Origin of the sequence: Mycolicibacterium litorale, from assembly GCF_010731695.1 — a bacterium.
Lineage (GTDB): Bacteria > Actinomycetota > Actinomycetes > Mycobacteriales > Mycobacteriaceae > Mycobacterium > Mycobacterium litorale.
In genome coordinates, this window is the sequence record NZ_AP022586.1 from 714,378 (window position 1) to 732,425 (window position 18,048).

Annotated in this window: 15 protein-coding genes; 14 read left to right on the forward strand and 1 reads right to left on the reverse strand. The window is 66.5% G+C overall.

All coding sequences use genetic code 11. The features are described 5' to 3' along the window. The first annotated feature begins 100 nt into the window (after positions 1-100). From G6N30_RS03395 to G6N30_RS03410, 4 genes are all read left to right on the forward strand, one after another. Positions 101-811 carry a GAF domain-containing protein gene (locus G6N30_RS03395; RefSeq protein WP_234880318.1) on the forward strand — a complete coding sequence of 237 codons (711 nt, stop codon included), beginning with the start codon at positions 101-103 and terminating at the stop codon, positions 809-811. A gap of 168 nt (positions 812-979) precedes the next feature. Then, on the forward strand, positions 980-2,491 hold the full coding sequence (locus G6N30_RS03400; RefSeq protein WP_134059993.1) for a sugar transferase: 1,512 nt from the start codon (positions 980-982) through the stop codon (positions 2,489-2,491). Between the two features lie 88 nt (positions 2,492-2,579). Beyond that, complete coding sequence (locus G6N30_RS03405) at positions 2,580-3,212, forward strand: undecaprenyl diphosphate synthase family protein (RefSeq protein WP_134060340.1); 633 nt, start codon at positions 2,580-2,582, stop codon at positions 3,210-3,212. Positions 3,213-3,214: 2 nt separating this feature from the next. Then, on the forward strand, positions 3,215-4,600 hold the full coding sequence (locus G6N30_RS03410) for an FAD-dependent oxidoreductase (protein WP_134059995.1): 1,386 nt from the start codon (positions 3,215-3,217) through the stop codon (positions 4,598-4,600). On the opposite strand, the gene G6N30_RS03415 is transcribed toward G6N30_RS03410, so the two are convergent. Continuing rightward, on the reverse strand, positions 4,590-7,055 hold the full coding sequence (locus tag G6N30_RS03415; protein WP_234880319.1) for a glycosyl hydrolase family 28-related protein: 2,466 nt from the start codon (positions 7,053-7,055) through the stop codon (positions 4,590-4,592). The two genes, G6N30_RS03410 and G6N30_RS03415, sit on opposite strands and share 11 nt — an antisense overlap. A 241-nt stretch (positions 7,056-7,296) precedes the next feature. On the opposite strand from G6N30_RS03415, the gene G6N30_RS03420 reads away from it, so the two are divergent. The 10 genes from G6N30_RS03420 to G6N30_RS03470 all read left to right on the forward strand — a co-directional run bounded on the left by G6N30_RS03420 (position 7,297) and on the right by G6N30_RS03470 (position 18,046). Next, complete coding sequence (locus tag G6N30_RS03420) at positions 7,297-8,448, forward strand: FAD-dependent oxidoreductase (RefSeq protein WP_234880320.1); 1,152 nt, start codon at positions 7,297-7,299, stop codon at positions 8,446-8,448. A gap of 139 nt (positions 8,449-8,587) precedes the next feature. After that, positions 8,588-9,181, forward strand: coding sequence for a type II toxin-antitoxin system RelB family anti-toxin (locus G6N30_RS03425; RefSeq protein ID WP_134059999.1), 594 nt, complete (start codon positions 8,588-8,590; stop codon positions 9,179-9,181). A gap of 149 nt (positions 9,182-9,330) precedes the next feature. After that, positions 9,331-10,404: an ABC transporter substrate-binding protein gene (locus G6N30_RS03430; RefSeq protein ID WP_234880321.1), complete on the forward strand. Its 1,074-nt coding sequence runs from the start codon at positions 9,331-9,333 to the stop codon at positions 10,402-10,404. A 105-nt stretch (positions 10,405-10,509) separates the two neighbouring features. Continuing rightward, positions 10,510-11,307 (forward strand): ABC transporter permease, encoded by a 798-nt coding sequence (locus tag G6N30_RS03435; RefSeq protein ID WP_234880322.1) that lies wholly within the window; start codon positions 10,510-10,512, stop codon positions 11,305-11,307. Further along, positions 11,304-12,104 (forward strand): ABC transporter permease, encoded by an 801-nt coding sequence (locus G6N30_RS03440; RefSeq protein ID WP_234880323.1) that lies wholly within the window; start codon positions 11,304-11,306, stop codon positions 12,102-12,104. The genes G6N30_RS03435 and G6N30_RS03440 overlap by 4 nt, the downstream gene beginning before the upstream one ends. Next, positions 12,094-13,227 carry an ABC transporter ATP-binding protein gene (locus G6N30_RS03445; RefSeq protein ID WP_134060005.1) on the forward strand — a complete coding sequence of 378 codons (1,134 nt, stop codon included), beginning with the start codon at positions 12,094-12,096 and terminating at the stop codon, positions 13,225-13,227. Before G6N30_RS03440 ends, G6N30_RS03445 begins: the two co-directional genes overlap by 11 nt. Positions 13,228-13,260: 33 nt before the next feature. Then, positions 13,261-14,679 carry an NAD(P)/FAD-dependent oxidoreductase gene (locus tag G6N30_RS03450; RefSeq protein WP_134060008.1) on the forward strand — a complete coding sequence of 473 codons (1,419 nt, stop codon included), beginning with the start codon at positions 13,261-13,263 and terminating at the stop codon, positions 14,677-14,679. A 25-nt stretch (positions 14,680-14,704) separates the two neighbouring features. Then, positions 14,705-15,067 (forward strand): cupin domain-containing protein, encoded by a 363-nt coding sequence (locus G6N30_RS03455; protein ID WP_234880324.1) that lies wholly within the window; start codon positions 14,705-14,707, stop codon positions 15,065-15,067. 386 nt (positions 15,068-15,453) lie between these two features. Beyond that, positions 15,454-15,810 carry a hypothetical protein gene (locus G6N30_RS03460; RefSeq protein ID WP_134060010.1) on the forward strand — a complete coding sequence of 119 codons (357 nt, stop codon included), beginning with the start codon at positions 15,454-15,456 and terminating at the stop codon, positions 15,808-15,810. 1,396 nt (positions 15,811-17,206) lie between these two features. Continuing rightward, a complete protein-coding gene (locus G6N30_RS03470) occupies positions 17,207-18,046 on the forward strand; it encodes a hypothetical protein (protein ID WP_234880325.1) in 840 nt (279 codons plus the stop codon). Positions 18,047-18,048: the final 2 nt, after the last annotated feature.

Here is an 18,048-nt window from a genome sequence, read left to right on the forward strand (position 1 = left end):
TTGTTGCATTTCCAATCAAGGTTACGTCTCCGACGGAATGTCCCGGCTTCGTCACACCTGTTCATGCGCATTGCCAGGTGCTTCGGATACCGTTGACCGAATGACCGGCTCTCTGACTGGGTTCGACGAGTGGCTCAATCGTCTACTCGAAGAATGTGCGCGCGACGCGGGTGAGGACGTCGTTTCCTATGTGGCCCGCGCCGTGGGATCCCAGATGGTGGCCGATCTGCGGCGTAGCGGACGGGGCTCGGTCGAGGAGCTGATGGCCCATCTCAACGAGTGCAAGGTGTTTGCCGAAGCCGAGATGCCCAGCGTCGAAGCCGAGATCACCGACCCCGCTCGACTGCAGTCGCTCTATGCCACCGGACTGCTCGACTCACCTCCCGAAGAGGCATACGACCGCATCACCCGAGCGGCCGCTGCCGCCTTGGACGCCCCGTCGGCGGCCATGTCCCTGATCGACGTCGACCGGCAGTTCTTCAAGAGCGCGGTGGGAATGGGTACGTCCGAAGAAGAACGCCAGACCCCCCTCGATCGCTCCGTTTGTCAATACGCGGTGGCAAACGGCGCGGCGTTGCTTCTCGAGGATGCCCGCACGGATCCGGTTTTCCGGAATCACCCCGCGGTGCTCGACGGGACCGTTGTCGCCTATCTCGGCATACCGTTGATCGACCGCGAGGACAACGCGGTCGGAACCTTGTGTGTATTCGACGACAAACCGCGGTTGTGGGGCACCGGCCACGTGCAGATCCTCAGTGATCTCGCGCATCTCGCCGCCGAGCGGATGTTCGGCTCCGGCACTTCGCAATAGTCGCTGAACTCGGCGCCGCCGGTGGGCGGCTTCTGTGCGGCGGGCAAATTCCCACACGCCCGGGCCGTCGATTCCCTTCCGCCGTCGCTGCGGCTAATTTATGGTTGAAGCTGCAAAGGGTGCCGGGGGGAAGTGACACATGCATTCAGAGGCGAGGGCGGAGCGCGGATGACGTCCAGTAGCCAGGCGACGGTTCCGCGGCAGAGGGTCGCGTCGCTGTCGGTCCGCAATCAGGCCGTCACCGCGCCCCGCTGGGTCGAGCGGATGCGCGCGGAGTCGGGGTACATCGCGATCACGGTGGCGCTCGACGTCTGGGGGGCCGCCTGGGCCGTTGTGCTTGCGCACCTGTGGATCGGCAATCAGCAGGACAACCGCAACGTCCTGTTGATCTCGTGGTTGTTCGTGCCGGTCGTCGTGATCGTCTTGGCGACGCGGTCGATGTACAAGCGAAAGCTCAACCGCAGTTTCCTCGACGAGCTCGAACCGGTGGAAACCGCGGTCGCGGTCGCCGCACTCACCACGTTGGCGATCATCACGGTCCTGGTGCCGGCCTGGCAGCCGGGCGAACAGGTCGTGCCGCACGTCCGTCCCAGTGATCTGATGATCCGGATCTGGCTGTGTGCGGCTGTCGTCATGCCGGCGGTCCGGCTGATGCGGTCTATCGCGCAGCGCTACCTGCGGCGCAAGTACCGCTTCGGCACACCGGCACTGATCGTCGGTGGCGGTCCGATCACCAACCAGCTCATCACCAGGATGGCGCAGGTGCCCGATTACGGTCTGCGTCCGGTCGGCGTCCTCGACGAGGTGCGGCCCACCGATGCGGAGCCGCTCGACGTGCCCTACCTCGGGACGATCGACAACTTCGAGGTGGCCGTTCGCGCGACGGGCGCCGAAGACCTCATCGTCGCGCCCTCCGCGGTACCCGGCGAGCAGTTGACGCGCTGCGCACAGGTGGCGCAGAGCCTCGGCATGCGGGTACGGGTGGTGCCGCGGATGATGGACGTGGTCAACGCCCACACCCGGATCGAGCACCTGGGTGGCGTGCCGCTGATGGTCCTCGAACCGGTCGACCCCAAGGGCTGGCAGTTCGCCGTGAAGCACGCTCTCGGCAAGGCGATCGCCGCGGTCGTCCTGCTGCTGATCTCACCGCTCTTCCTCGGACTCGCGCTGCTGGTGAAGCTCAGTTCGCCCGGGCCGATCTTCTTCCGCCAGCCCCGTGTCGGACGCGACGGCAAGGTCTTCGACTGTCTGAAGTTCCGCAGCATGCGACCCGCCGCCCCGGCCGACGCCACCTTCGAGTTGAAGGAGGGGGCCGCGCCGGGCGGCGTGGAGGGCGACGACCGGCGCACACGCATCGGCAAGATCATGCGCAAGACGTCGCTGGACGAATTGCCCCAGCTGCTCAGCGTGGTCAAGGGCGACATGGCCTTGGTCGGGCCGCGTCCCGAGCGGCCGGAGTTCGTCGAACTGTTCGAGATGCATGTGCGGCGGTACGGCGAGCGACACCGGGTCAAGGCCGGTATCACCGGCTGGTCGCAGGTCCACGGATTGCGGGGGCAGACGTCGATCGCCGATCGCGCGGAGTTCGACAATTACTACATCGAGAACTGGTCTCTGCTGCTCGATCTCAAGATCCTGCTGTTGACCGTCTTGGCGGTTCTGCGCCCGACGGAAGATTGATTCGCTCGTTCACAAAGCCGCAATATCGACGGAGCAATTCAGCTAGTATCAATAAGTGGGGTTATTGCCGCGTGGGGGCCCGGCACATGTGGGTTTGATTCCCGATGGACTGCGACGCTGGGCGGACGCCAACGGCACTTCTTTGGCCGACGCTTATCGGCGTGGTGCGGAGAAAGTCGTCGAAATTCTGTCGATTCTGCAGGCGCACGGTGTCGGGACCGTCTCTGTCTACAACCTGAGCCGGGCGAATCTGTCCCGGGCTGATCATGAATTGGCTGCCGTGTACGCGGCCTCGGACCATTTCTTCACCTCATTGATTCCCGCTCATTTCGATCCCGCCGCGTGCAGTGTGAGATTGCACGGAGATCGGACCGCGCTGCCGCCCGGGTACGTGTCGGCCGCCGCCGCCCTCGAGGACACCATGCGCGGTGACGCCTTCCGGATCAACATCCTCGGCGCGTACGACGCGGCCGACGAACTGCGCACCGCCCACCGGCGCGCGCAGCACGACGGCTGTGACATCAACGAGGCCTTCGAGATCGGCGAGGTCGATCTCGTCATCCGCACCACTGCCGAGCCGTTGCTCAGTGGATTCCTGCCACTGCAGTGCCAATACGCTCAACTGGCTTTCCTGACCACCCCGCTCAACGACCTCGACCGTCGCCACATCGACGACCTCGTCGCCGACTATCGGGGCTTCCCGCAGCGTCGCGGACGATAGCCGTGTCGAACCGCAGCCCCATCATCATCGGTGCCGGCCCCGCGGGGCTCACCGCGGGACTCGAACTGGTGAGCAGGGGAGTGGCGCCGCGGCTGTTCGAGGCGTCCGGCCACGTCGGGGGGCTCGCCCGCACCCCGTGCGTCGACGGCTGGCGCGTCGATCCCGGCGGACACCGGTTCTTCACGAGAAGCGAAGCGGTGCTCGATGTCTGGAGGTCCCTGCTGCCGGCCGACCAGTGGGTCGCGGTCGCCCGCCGCTCCGCGATGCTGGTCGACGGTCATCACGTCCGGTATCCCCTCATCGGACGAGACCTGTTGACCCAGCTGGGGTTTCGAAGCGGCCTGTACGGTCTCGGCGCTCTGGGGTGGGCCAGGCTGCGCCGCCGGACGCGCCGCCGTGCCGCACCCGAGAGCTTCCGGGACTGGGGCATCGGCGAATTCGGACGTCACTGGTACGAGATCTTCTTCGAGGGGTACGTCCGCAAGACCTGGCTGGCCGAACCCGACGATCTGACCAGCGACTGGGCGAACCAGCGAATACGGCCGATCCGCTGGCGCGACACCGACGGTGCCGCCGCACGCGACGTGTTCCGGTACCCGCGCCTCGGGCCCGGCCAGCTCTGGGAGGCCGCAGCGGCGGCTCTGACGGACAACGGTGTGGCCCTGTCGCTGAACTCGCCGGTCGTGTCCTTGCGGTCCGGCAGCGGAGGCTGGACGGTGGAACTCGAGAACGGGCAGACCGCGTCCGGTGACGCCGTGTTCTCGAGCATGCCGCTGCGGGTGCTCGTGGAGGCGTTGGAGCCCGAGCCTCCCGAGCACATCCGGGCGGCGGCCGCGGCGCTCAAGCACCGCGCGCTGATCACCGTCGGTGTCGCGCTCGCGACGCGCCATGAGCTCCCCTTCAACTGGGTGTACACGCCGGGTCGCGACGTGCGCGTGGGACGCATCCAGAACTACACCCGGTGGTCGCCACATCTGTCGCCTGCGCATTGGCGCGGCACGCATCTGGGTCTGGAGTACTTCACCAATTCCGACGGCGACCTCTGGGCCGCCGACGACGAGTCCATGGCGCGCATCGTCGAGGCGGACCTCCGTGCGCTCGGGATCGGCGATGCGGTCGAGCGGATCATGTTCGTCCGCTCACCGTTCGCCTACCCCGTCTACGGTCCGGATCGAATGGATAGCGTCGCGCTGATCCGCGAATACCTCCGCACACATCACCCGTCGCTTCGGCCGATGGGCCGAAACGGTATGCACCACTACGACAATCAGGACCACGCGATGCTGAGCGCGATGGGCAGCGTCGCTCGGTACTTCGGCGAGGACGCCGATCCGTGGCGGGTGAACTCGGAGCTGCGCTATCAGGAGTCGGGATTGCTCAAGATGTGAGCGGCGGCGTGGTGTCGCCCCAGAAGCCGGTGCGCCACTGCGGTGAGGCCTCGCCCTGGTGTAGCCAGGTCGCGTTGATGTACCAGTTCACCGGACCGTACGGGCCGCCCTGGACCACGATGTCCGACCCGGCGGCGTCACGGCCACTGACGTACGTGACGTTCTGGATGCGGACACCGTCGCCGGCGATGTCCTCGGCCGGGTTGCCTCCGCCGAGTTCGACTGCCCACCAGGATGATCCGATGTGGTCGTCGGTGGTCACCACGATGTTCGCGACGTCGAGGTCGTACACCTGCAGCAGGCGCACGCCGTAGCCCTCTCCGGTGCCACGGCCGGGCAGGTCCGCCGTGATGGTGTCGAACGACGCGCTCTTCACGCGGAACAGTACGACAGCGCTGCTGTGCGCCCCGTGCGATGCCACGTCGCCGAACTCCACGCCGGCGATGTCCTGGATGAGAATCCGGCCCGGGCCTTCGAGCACGAGATCGTCGATCGTCAGATTCGACGACGGCAGGTCGGCGACGTCGTACTGGTTGCGGATCTGCGATGCGCCGAGCACGTTGATGTCGCTGGCGTGGACCGAGACCAGGTGCACGTTCTCGATCACAGAATCCCGCAGCGAGGCGAACAGGATTCCGCCGTTACCGCCGCCGAGGGGTCCGACGTTCGCGTCGACGTCGGCGTAGACGTTGCGCAGGCTGAGACCGGCGAACTTGCTCGTGGTCGACCCGGGTGTTTCCACCGCGATCGACCAGTTGCGGGCGTTGTGGATGGTGACGTCGGTGATCGTCAGACCGGAGAAGTCCCACCACATCGACGCCTCGGTGCCGTCGATGTTGTTGGTGGCCAGCACGATCCCGGTCTGGACCCCGCTGATGGTCACGTCGGAGATGGTGATGTCGCGCGACGCCAGGCTCGTCCAGTCGCCGGGGCCGGTGGCCTTGGCCGAGTTGACCTGCAGGCCGAACTCCTTGCCGGTGACCGTGACGTCGGTGATCGTGATGTCGTAGCCGCCCTGGACCCGCACACCGCTGGCGGACCCGCCGGTGACGGTGATGTTCGTCGCGACCGAACCGCCGTTGTTCCACTCGCCGAGCCCGGGCTGGTTGAAGGGGCCGTCGCCGGGGCCGTACGTCCAGGGTTGGGTCGGGTCGTAGTAGGTGACGAACGCCAGGCCGTCGTCGCCGGTGTTCTGGGCCACCAGGCCGTTGAGGGTGACCCGGCGATTGGAGTTGAAATGCAGCCCGTCGCCCCGTGTGCCGATGGCGGTGAAATTCGTGACGGTCACGTCCGAGGCGCCCATGAAGATCGCTCCGGTCTGGGGCGCGTTGATCACCTTCGCGTTGACGAGGGAGATGTTCGAGATCGTTCCGGTCGATCCGGTCCAGCCCGGTGGTGGTGGGGTGTTCGACGCCCAGCCGAGGACGGAGAACCCGTCGCCGAAGCTGCGCGCCGATGGTCTGGTCTTCCACTCGATCGTCGCGTTGAGGATCGTCACGTTCGACGCCGCGCCCTCGACGCGGATGCCGTGGCTGGTGCCGTGGCCGTTCGCGTCGAGGTTGTCCATCAGCAACCGGGCTCCGGGTGCGAACTCCACGGTGACGTCGGAGAGCCCCTTGAGCAGGACCGCGGCGTTGCCGGCGGGATTCTGCTGGGCGAACCGGTAACTGCCCTCGGGGAAGTAGAGGCGCTGGCCTGAGGTGAGCGCAGCCTGGGCGGCTTTGATGGCCGCCGAGTCGTCGGTGATGCCGTCGCCGACCGCTCCGTAGTCCTTGACGTTGATGGTCGTGACCGGTGTCGAGGTCGTGGACGACGACGACGTCGAGTGGGTGGCCATGGACGTGGTCGGCGTGGCCGTCGTGCCGAACAACTGGCGGCGTGCCCACGCCAGCACCGCCCACATCGCGGGCGATTCGACCGGTGCGGGTGCGGGTGGGGGTGCCGGCGCGATCACCTCCGGTGCTGCCTGCGGCGACGACGCGGGGAGGTCGTCCTCGGGTTCCTCGACGACGGGCGCGACCGGGTCCTCATCCTCGACGGCCTCCACGGGGATGTCGACGGGGATGTCCACGGGGATGTCCACGGGGATGTCTACGGGGATGTCGTCGACGCCCTCGGCCGGTTCGTCTACAGGTTCCTCGGACGGTTGCGGTGTGGGATCAGCGTCGGCATCGGCGCCGTGGTGGTCCGAGCCCGCGTCGTCGAGTGAGTCGCCCTCGTCCTCGCCCTCGTCCTCGGCTTCGTCATCGGACGTGTCGTCGGTTTCGGGCTCGTCGGTGTCGGTATCGTCGGTGTCGGCATCGCTCTGATCGCTGTCCTCGGCGGGCTCCGTGTCTGCCGGTGTGCCGGCGTCGGCGGAGACGCCCGGCCCCGGCGAATCGGTCACCGGCTCCGCGGTCGCGATGCCGGGGGACAGGAAGATCCCCACACCCACTGCCAACGCTGCACCGCTCACGCGGCGTGCCTGTTCACCCACTGCTACGTCCCCCCGAATTTGCACCGGCGTCAACAGACGCCCTGGACAGGCTATATGCACAAAGCAATATTTGAAACAGCAACTTCTCTCAGCCGTCCAGCGGGCCGAGGCATCGCTCGGATCCGACCGGATCCGCTCGCCGCCGAGCCGGCCCGGCGCTATGGTGTTCGCCGCCGCGCACGGTGACCGGGTGGTGATTTCGCGACGTGAGGAGTTGGGTGTGCAGATCGCTGTGATCGGCGCCGGCGCGTGGGGGTTACCCGCCGCCGCCCGGCTCGCCGAGCGGGGCCACCACGTCATCCTTCTCGACCGCGACGGGGTGCTCAACGAATGGTCGTCGTCGCTGGGGCCGACGCGGCTGTGGCGGATCGCGGATCCGGACCCGTTGCGTGCGAGATTGTCGGCGCGAGCGGTCGAGGCGATGCGCCGTCTCCAGTCGCGCTCGGGGTCTGCGGTCTTCCTGCGCCGCGGCCTGCTCTGGCGCGACAGTGAATCGCTGGAGCCTGTGATCGAGAACTTGCGCGCACTCGACGCCGGTTGCGTCGAAGTGGCTGCGGGCGACGTCGGCCGCTACTTCCCCGGTCTTCGGCCCGATGGTCGCGGGGCGGTGTGGGCCGCTGACGCCGGCATCGTGCTCGCCGAAGCATCGTTGCAGGCCCAGTACCGGCTGTTCGTCCGCGCCGGCGGGGTCCGTGCCTTCGGGCGCACGGTCACTTCGATCACGGTGGAGGACAACACAGTTCGGCTGGTGCTCGACCGCGGTGATGATGCCCTGGCAGTCGACCGCGTTGTCGTGGCCGCCGGCGCCCGTGCGGGCGCACTGCTTCCCGGACTGGGGCTCGAGATCCCGCTGCGCCCCTATCTGGAGCAGGTCGTCCACTTCGGTGCGGTCCGCGACCGGGGAGCCACCAATGAGTTTCCGTGCCTGTTCGATGGGCCGCGGGCGTCCGAGCCCGGCATCTATGCCATGCCGTCTCCCGGTCTCGGCTACAAGGTGGGGATGGATGCGCCGCTGCGGGTGCTCACCGAAGGTGACCGCGACCGCGCCCCGGATCCCGAACGGACGCAGTCGATTCGGCAGCGCGTACAGTGCGATTTCGGTGCCGTCGAGCCGACCGTGCTGGGCGCCCAGGTCTGCAGTTGGACCGACTCCCCGGACGGTAACTTCGTCGTCGACATGGTCGGCGACCGTGTCGTGCTCGCCTGCGGCGACTGCGGCGAGGGGTTCAAGTTCTCCGCGTTGATGGGGGAGATCCTTGCCGATCTGGCCGAGGGGCGCGGCGTCGACGACGACGTTGCCGCGTGGGGGCTGGCCCGCTTCGCCAACGGTGTCCCCGTCTCAACGGGGCCGCATCTCCTCGGCCGGCACTGAGCGACGCTCCATTTCGGAGAATCGAACGAATTTCGCGATTCCGGTTGCGGCCGGGCCACTGCCGCCTTAACGTTGCGTGAAGAGCGAACACTTTGTTCGCTTGTACCGAACCGGATGATTCTTCCAGGCGAACGGGCGGATGTCAGTGCAGGATGTCGGTCAGCGGGACGCGTCGGCGCAGCCGGCCGCGGACGCGGTAACAGGCGCCCGCATCCGCGAATTCCGTCTGGCGCGGAAGATGACACTGCGTGAATTGGCCGCACGCGCGGAGATGTCGCCGGGGTTCCTCAGCCAGTTGGAACGGGGACAGGTCAACGCAAGTGTGGGAAGTCTGCGCCGGCTGGCCGAATCCTTGGGCATCACACTGCCCGACCTGTTCGCCGACAGCAGCGCCAACGGTGCCCGGATACTACGGAAGGCGGCGCGACCGGAGATCCACGTCTCCGACCTGAGTGCCAAATATCTGCTGTCTCCCAAGCCATTACGCAATATCGAGGTCTACGCCGGGGAGTTCGCACCCGGCGCGAGTGCGGGAGAGGCATACGTCCACGGTGACTCCCAGGAGATCCTCGTGGTGATCTCCGGCAGCCCCACGCTCGAACTGGACGGCGTGCGACACCGCCTCGAGCCGGGAGACAGCGCGGAGTACCGCACGTCGATCCCACACACCGTTCACAACGACTGCGACTCACGTGCCGAATTGCTCTGGATCGTGAGCCCGCCGACCGACTGACCACCGAGATTCATTGCAGACCAACGTAATCAGTCTGCGACCGACGGTCGCAGGGTGCGGTCGAGCCCTGCCCGAGAATAGGAGATGTTGTGCGTAGATCGGCAATCCGTGTGCCAGCGCCGACGGTACTGGCCGCGGCTCTACTGACCGTGAGCATCGCCGCCGGCTGCACGTCCGGTGGTTCGGGTCCCGCGGCCGAAATCGACCTCGGCAGTGGACCGCCGAAGGTCGGTACGGTCAAGGCCGGTGCCCTCGACGGTGTCACGCTGACCTTCGTGTCGTACGGCGGCATCTTCCAAGAGGGCCAGACCAAGGCGGCACTCGACCCGTTCGCCGAGGAGTCCGGAGCCAGGATTCTGCAGGACGGTCCGACCGACAACGCGAAGATCAAGGCGCAGGTCGATTCCGGCAATGTCACGTGGGACGTCATCGACTCGACCAACGTGTTCACGGCGGCGAACTGCGGTGAGCTCTTCATGCCGATCGACACCAGCATCGTCGACATCAGCAAGATTCCCCCGGGCACCAAGACCGACGACTGCTCGGTCCCCGCGATGGCCTACGGCTTGATCGTGGTCTACAACACCGACAAGTACGGCGCCAATCCGCCGAAGAGTTGGGCCGACTTCTTCGACACCACGCGTTTCCCGGGTAAGCGCGGCATCCAGGGCATCTCAGGCGACCTCGATCCGGGAATGTTCGAAGGCGCCCTGCTGGCCGACGGTGTGGCGCCCGAGGCGGTGTATCCCATCGACACCGACCGGGCGCTCGCCAAGTTCTCGAGCATTCGTGACGACATCGTGTTCTGGACCAGTGGCGCTCAGTCACAGCAGCAGATCGAAGCGGGTCAGGTCGACATGGCGCTGGTATGGAGCGGGCGCGCCTACAGTGCCGTCAAGAACGGGGCGCCGTTCGCACCCATGTGGAATCAGTGGATGCCCATGGCTGACACCATCGCCGTGCCGGTGGGCGCCAAGAACCCGAAGGCATCCATGGCGCTCATTAACTACTACCTCGGCGCCGAGCAGCAGGCGCGGCTGGCCGAGCTGACGTCCTACAGCCCTGCCAACGTCGATTCCAAGCCGCAGCTCGACGAGCTGGCCGCGAAGTACGTGACGACGACTCCCGAACGGCAGGCGGACAGGTTCCCGACGGATCTCGCCTGGTGGGCGAAGAACCACGATCCCATGGTCGCCACCTACGCGAACTGGCTCGCGGGTTAGGCGGGCGCGCCAGTGTCGATGGTCGACGTTCTGTCGGGCGGACCGCCCGCACCAAGCCGCGCGGATGACGGTGGTGCGGGCGGGAAAGACCGCGCGAGTGCAGGTTTGATCGCGCCGGCTCTGGTCCTGGTCGTCGGAGTGTTCGCGGTCCCACTGGCGATCATGCTCTGGCGCGCCGTCAGCGAGCCGGAGCTGGGATTCGCGAACTTCGGCTGGTACCTGTCGGATGCGGTGCAGCGCGAGGTGCTGGTCCGGACCTTCGGCACCGGCATCGAGGTGACCGCGATCTGCCTGCTGCTGGGGTATCCGTACGCCTACGCCATGGTCGCGGCCGGGCCGAAGCTCCGCATGGTGATGACCTTCGTTGTCCTGGTGCCGTTCTGGACGAGCCTGATGGTCCGGACGTTCGCCTGGGTGATCCTCCTGCAGGACGACGGACCGTTGCACAGTGCGCTGACCGCACTGGGCTTCGACGATGTCCAGCTGATCCGCACGAACCTGGGCGTGGTCATCGGCATGAGTCAGATCCTGCTGCCGTTCATGGTGTTGCCGCTGTACGCCGTGATGTCGGGCATCGACCGGCGGCTGGTGCTCGCCTCATCCAGCCTCGGTGCGCGCCCGATCACCTCGTTCTTCCGCGTGTGGCTGCCACTGTCCCTGCCGGGCGTCGGCGCCGGCTGCCTGATGGTGTTCATCAGCAGCCTCGGGTTCTACGTGACGCCGGCGCTGCTCGGTGCACCCGATGACTCACTGATCAGCCAGCAGATCTACGTACAGGTCAACAGTCTCTTGCAATGGGGACGCGGGGGAGCGATGGGTGTGGTCCTGCTCGTCGTGACCTTCGTCGTACTGGCCGTGCTCATGCTGCTGATGCGGCGAAGCCGAAAGGTGCAGACGGCATGACCGCCCGCATGAAGACCGCCTGGCGTGGGCTACTCCTGCTCTTCTGCGCCCTGGTCGGAATCTGGCTCACCGCACCGTCACTCGTTGTCATACCGCTCAGCTTCGCCGACCGTGCCTCGTTCGTCTTCCCACCCTCGGGCTGGTCGACACAGTGGTACGCCAACTTCTTCGAAGACCCCTCCTGGATGTCGGCGCTGTCCGCCAGCCTGCAGGTCGGTGTTCTGGTGGCGGCCGTGGCGACAACCTTCGGAACCGCTGCCGCGGTGGCGTTGAGCCGCGCCCAGTTCTTCGGCAAGCAGGGGATCAGGGCACTTCTGCTGGCGCCCATGGTCGTTCCCGTGATCGTCGTCGCGATCGGCATCTACGCGATCTTCCTGCAGCTGAACCTGCTGGGCACGACGTTCGGCTTCGTCATCGCGCACAGCGTGCTCGCGCTGCCGTTCGTCATCGTCCCGGTCATGGCCAGCCTCGCCAACTTCGACACCCGGCTGGAGAACGCGGCAGCGATCTGCGGCGCCGGGCGCTGGACCACCTTCCGGACGGTCACCCTGCCGCTGGTGGCGCCCGGTGTGCTGTCCGGCGCGCTGTTCGCATTCGCCACCAGCTTCGACGAGGTGGTGCTGTCGTTGTTCATCCAGAGCCCGTACCTGCAGACCCTGCCGGTGAAGATGTACTCCTCTGTCACACGTGACACCGATCCGACGATCGCTGCGGCGGGCACCCTCATCCTTCTGCTCACCACCGTCTTGACCGTCATAGCCGGCATCTACACGTTCAGGAGAAACCGTGTCCACTGACGGCAACCCGCACGGCGCGTCGATCACCATGCGCCGCCTGACCAAACGCTACGGATCGTTCACCGCCGTCGATGCCGTCGACCTCGATGCGCTGCCCGGCGAGTTCCTCACCCTGCTGGGTCCCAGCGGTTCGGGCAAGACGACGACACTGAACATGATCGCCGGATTCGTCGACGTCACCGAGGGGCAGCTCCTCATCGACCAGCGTCCCGTCGCCGACCTGCCGCCCCACCGGCGCGATATCGGCATGGTGTTCCAGCACTATGCCCTCTTCCCGCACATGACTGTGGCGCAGAACGTCGAGTACCCGCTGCGCCAGCGGTCGATGCCCAAGGCCGAGAGGCGAGCCAAGGTGGCGCAGGCACTGGAGACAGTGGGTTTGGGGCACCTCGGTGGACGCACGCCGAAACAGCTGTCCGGGGGGCAACAGCAGCGGGTGGCACTCGCCAGGGCGATGGTCTACGACCCGAGGGTGCTGCTCATGGACGAGCCACTGGGCGCCCTCGACAAGAAGTTGCGAGATTCCCTGCAACTGGAGATCAAGCGTATCCACGGAGCACTCGGCACCACGTTCGTCTACGTGACACACGATCAGGACGAGGCCCTGGTGCTCTCCGACCGGATCGCGGTCTTCAACAACGGCCGCATCGAGCAGCTCGGTACGCCGAGCGAGCTCTACGAGCGTCCCGGCAGCGTGTTCGTCGCCAAGTTCCTGGGTGAGTCGTCCCTGTTCTACGGGACCGCCGAGGACGGCACGGAAGTCGATGCCGGGGGGCTGCGCCTGATCGCGTCACGCGGAGCGCACCCGCGCGGATCCGCTGTCGCGGTGGTCGTCCGGCCCGAGCGGATCTTCCTCGAGCCCGACGGCCCGCGTCCCGAGGCGACCAACGCGATACCGGGCCGGGTGCTGCAGGAGATCTACTTCGGCAGTTCACGAAAACTCGAGGTGCGCCTCGACGACGGCACGACCGTGCCGGTGCGGGAAAGCGCCGGGGCCATCACACCGATCCGCGCCGGCGACCGGGTGTGGCTGACGTTCGAACCCGAATGTGCGGCCATTCTCCCCGCCGACGACGGTGATCCGGCAGAGCCGAAAGAACCCGCCCCCGTCGCGGCCAGCTGATTTCACGTGTCCAAAATCGAAGGAGCGCAACAAATGTCACCCGCTCACCAGCAGACGGGCGTCCGATCACCAGGTTTCATCAACGGCGGTGTGTCGTTCTGGTACCGGGCGATCGGATGGCCGGAGCCGCGCCCAGCACTTCCGGGTGACCTCGACGCCGACGTGTGCATCGTCGGCGCCGGACTTACCGGGCTGTGGGCGGCGCACTACCTCAGCCAGGCGCAGCCCGACCTGCGCATCGTCGTCCTCGAGCGGGAATTCGCCGGGTTTGGCGCATCCGGGCGCAACGGTGGCTGGCTGTCCGCCGAACTCGCGGGTTCGCGCGACGCGTACGCCGCCACGCACGGGCAGCAAGGTGTGGTGGACCTCATGCGCGCCATGCGCGGCGCCGTCGACGAGGTGATCGCCGTCGCCGCGGCCAACGGCATCGATGCCGACATCGCCAAGGACGGGCTGCTGCACGTGGCGCGGAATCGCGCGCAGATGACCCGGCTGCGGGAATCGGTGGAGTACGAGCGCAGATGGGGCGCCGGGCCGGAGGATTTCGTCGTGCTGAGCCGCGACGAGATGGACGCTCGCATCCGCGTCCGGAATTCGCTGGGCGGCTTGTTCAGCCCGCACTGTGCGCGGGTGCAGCCGGCCAAACTGGTGACCGGCCTGGCCCGCGCCGTGGAGGCCGGCGGTGTCACCATCTACGAACAGACCACCGTCACCGACATCCGGCAGGGCCGGGCAGTGACGGACCGGGGCAGCGTGCGTGCGCCGGTGATCCTGCGCTGTCTCGAGGGCTTCACCGCGACCATTCCCGGACAGCGTCGGAACTGGCTGCCCATGAACTCGTCGATGATCGTCACCCAGCCGTTGCCGAAGGCGGCGCTGGAGAAGATCGGGTGGGAAGGTGCCGAGCTGCTCGGCGACTACGCCCACGGCTACATGTACGCCCAGCGCACAGCCGACAACCGAATCGCGCTGGGCGGGCGGGGGATTCCCTATCGATACGGCTCGGCGATCGACGACCGCGGCGCGACCCAGGAATGGACGGTCAACGCGTTGACCGCGCTCATGCACGACATGTTCCCGGACAGCCGGGACGTTCCGATCGACCATGCCTGGTGCGGTGTGCTGGGGGTGCCGCGGGACTGGACCGCCACCGTCGACTTCGACCGGTCGACCGGAATGGGGACCGCGGGCGGATACGTCGGTAGCGGGCTGACCACCACCAACCTGGCCGGCCACACGCTCGCCGACCTGGTGCTGGGTCGGGACACCGCACTGACCCGTCTGCCGTGGGTGGGCCGACGCGTCCGGCAGTGGGAGCCCGAGCCGCTGCGGTGGCTGGGTGTGCAGGGCATGTACGCGCTGTACCGCACCGCCGACCGGATGGAGAACGAGAAGAACACACCGCGGACCAGTCCGTTGGCGCGCTTGGCCAACGCGATCACCGGCCGCTGACGGCAGACGGGGGGGAGGAACGCAGATGACCGATCGACCCGAGTGCGAGGGCACTCACCTCCGGCACGCCGACACCGCAGGTATCGCGATGCCCGCACCGACGCCGAAACCGACGAGCCGCGACGATCAGATGGAGTCGGCCGCCGGGGTCTGGACGGGCGATTCGACCCAGGTCGGTGTCTGGGAGTGCGGGCCGGGGGAGTTCACCGCCGACCGGCGGGGCAACACCGAAGTCTGCCACATCATCTCCGGCTCGGGGACCGTCGTCGGAGACGACGGGGTGAGCGCGGAGATCGGGCCTGGCTCGCTGCTGGTGTTGCCGAAGGGATGGTGCGGGACCTGGACGGTGCGCGAGACCATCCGCAAGAGCTACGTGACCATCGTCTGAGCGTAGGGGCCGCCGACCTGCGGCAACGGCCCAACCGGGCCGGTCTGTGGAGCGGGCGACGGGAATCGAACCCGCGTAGCTAGTTTGGAAGACTTTCTCGGCGCCCAAACGGGTGAGCGAATAGCCCGAGGTAGCGTCGCCGCACTTCACCGGAAATGCTTCCTAGCAGGGCAAACAGCCGCCTGCGGTAGGCGCCTCAGCCGCTTCCGGTTCGTGTCGGGTACGGGCCGAGTTCGCTGCGGTTGGCGGTACGGACGCGGTACGACGGCTGGTATCGAACGACCGTGCAACCGGGTGCCTCGTTTACCCGCGAGGCGGCGGGGCAACAGGCGAGAATCGGCCTGTTAGTTTGCTGAGGATGGGGGAGAAAACTAATGACGCGACAAATGAAGGTGATGGGCGCGGGATTCGCGGCGCTCGGCGGGATCCTGTTTGCGTTTGCGCCAGCCGCGAACGCCGAGACGATTGACGAGCTATTGGTCGACTCCCCATTCGCCCGCGAACGACCGATTGTGTCGGGTCTGAAAGACCAGGGCTACGGCTACTTGGACTACGAGATTGTAAACATGGCGTGGGACCGCACCTGCTGGTTGTTCGGGGGCGCGCACGGTGCGAGCGAAATCGCTGTTAACGATGCCAAGAGAGAACTGGCCGACTTGCGGTTCACGCCAGCCGAGGCCGACGCGATTATCGGCATAGCTTTGGACGTGCACGGGCAGCGCGGCATCGAGAGCTGCCCGTAATCGCACGCATCGGTAGCGCGGTCAGCCGGGGCGGAGCCTGGAAAGGACGGGCGATGGCAGCGCAACCACTCCGCCCCGGCTGAGTCTCGGGAACGCCGTACCGCACCCCTGCACAGCCGTAGCCGTGTTGCCGCGCTCGCGGCAGCTACGCCGTGGCCGTACAACGTGCTGGTTCACGTCGCCGCGTGGTCCGGTCTGCGGGCGGGAGAGTTGGCCGGGCTGCAGGTGGGCGATGTTGAGCTACCGGCCCCTTCGATCAACCCCAACGTCGCCACGAAACCCGGCGGGCTCCATGTCGCCCGAACGCTGGCGCGGGTCGGCGCTGAGCTGCGGTACCTCCCACCTAAGACCAAGGGCAGCCGTCGCCGGGTGCCGTTGACGGCGACGACGACCGCACTGCTGCGGGACTACGTCGCCGCCCACCCGCGTGCCGACGAGCCGACCGCTCCGCTGTTTCCATCGGTCTCGTTGAAGGCCCAGCGACCGACCGGGGTCAAGAACCCAGTAGGCGCGTCGGCGGCGAACCAAGCGGCAGCCCTGGCCGAACTCACGACAGCCGAGGCCGGGGAGCGGCTTGTGGTCGACTGGTCACAGCCGGTACGCCATGCCACCTTTTACAAGGCGGTGTTCCGGCCTGCGGTAGTGGGGCTATTCGGACCGCGACGGTGTCGGGAGATAAGGCTGCATCACTACCCCCAGGGCTCACGTGGCACGCGCTCCGACACACCTACGCGAGCTTGTGCGTCGCGGCGGGGCTGAGTGCGTTGGAGGTCAGCCGGTTCATGGGCCACTCGAAGCCAACGACGACACTGGCGATCTACACCCACCTCTTCAACACCGACGACCACGCGGACGCGATGGCCGCTTTGGGAGCAATGGTGGCAACGCCGACCCTGCCCGCGAATGTTGTGCCGCTGCACGGTTAGCTGCCGTCTGGAGTCGAGCAGGACAACGTAACTCCGCAAATCCACGAACCCGAGCTCCGACACGCCGGAGCACAAGAGGTTGTGTTCGCGTGCATTGTCGCCAACAAGCTGTAGCGTCATTCCTGCCAGAAACTGGAACAGCCTCACATCGGGGCTACCGGCGTGAGGCTGTTGCCGCGCTCTTGGGGAAGACCGCGTGGCAACCGTACCTCTCGCGGGTCGGCGCGCAACAGGGCGTGCTGACTCCTGCCGGTCGATCAGTTCCCGGCGGGTTGGAGGTGATAGCGATGGCCACCATCAAGAAGACGGTGAGGGTCCTGCCCGGCCAGACCAAGAAGGTCCGGACTGGCAACGTGGTGTGGACGATCAAGCGCGGGCGATAGTCGCCGTGTTTGAGGGCAGCCCCGGTTCTTCGGAGCCGGGGCTGTTCCTTTGCCGGAGTTGTCGGTGGTCGGTCATAGGCTGTTTACATGCCAGCTCTCGACCCCCGCGACCGCCTGCAACGATTTGTTCTGCGCGCAAGAAGGGTACTAGCCCACTCGCTGGTGCGTGACGACCTCGATCTGCTCAACGAAGTTGCAAGAGGCACTTTCAAGATCGCTGTTGAGACGAACCGTGAGACAGGCGAAAGCACCCACCGCCTGAAGATCCAATTGCCTCCCGAGGAAGCCTTTGAGTCGTTGGCCGCTCGGCTACGGCCCTTCACGATCGGGAAAGAGTCGGTCTACTGGTCGTCAGTGCTCGACGCGCTGGAGAAGTTGCTCAGCAAGGAGACGCTCGCCAGCACGGTCGACATTCAGAGTCTCCGTGATTACTGGTCTGAAGTCGTGGAGGGCTCGAAGGTCGCTCAGATCTACTACTTCATGACCGACAACGGCACGCTTACGGATGTCGAATTGGCCGACCGCTGGCTGAACTCCGATTCTCTCCATACGGAGCCCATCAAGTCGGCTATCGGCCAGGACACGACCTTGAACGAGCGCTACCGTGCGGCGGCAGGGGTGTGGTCACGGATCGGCGCATGCATGGAGAACACCTATTGCCTAATCGTGTATCTAGTGAACGAAGGGCTCTTGCACCTGGATGCCAGCGTCTTTACCGAGCCGGTGGTGGCTGATTCGGAAATCGACCAGCCAACCAAGGTTTACTGCACGCCGGTGGGTGCGGCACCCATGCCGACGAGTATGGACGAACTGGACTTCAGTCAGTGGAGGCAAGTCCACGAAGACCCGGAAGTCCTGGCTCGCGTCGGCCCCTACGCGACGGCGGTGCGCGGTACGGACGCGGTACAGGCCCAACCCCTCGAATAGCG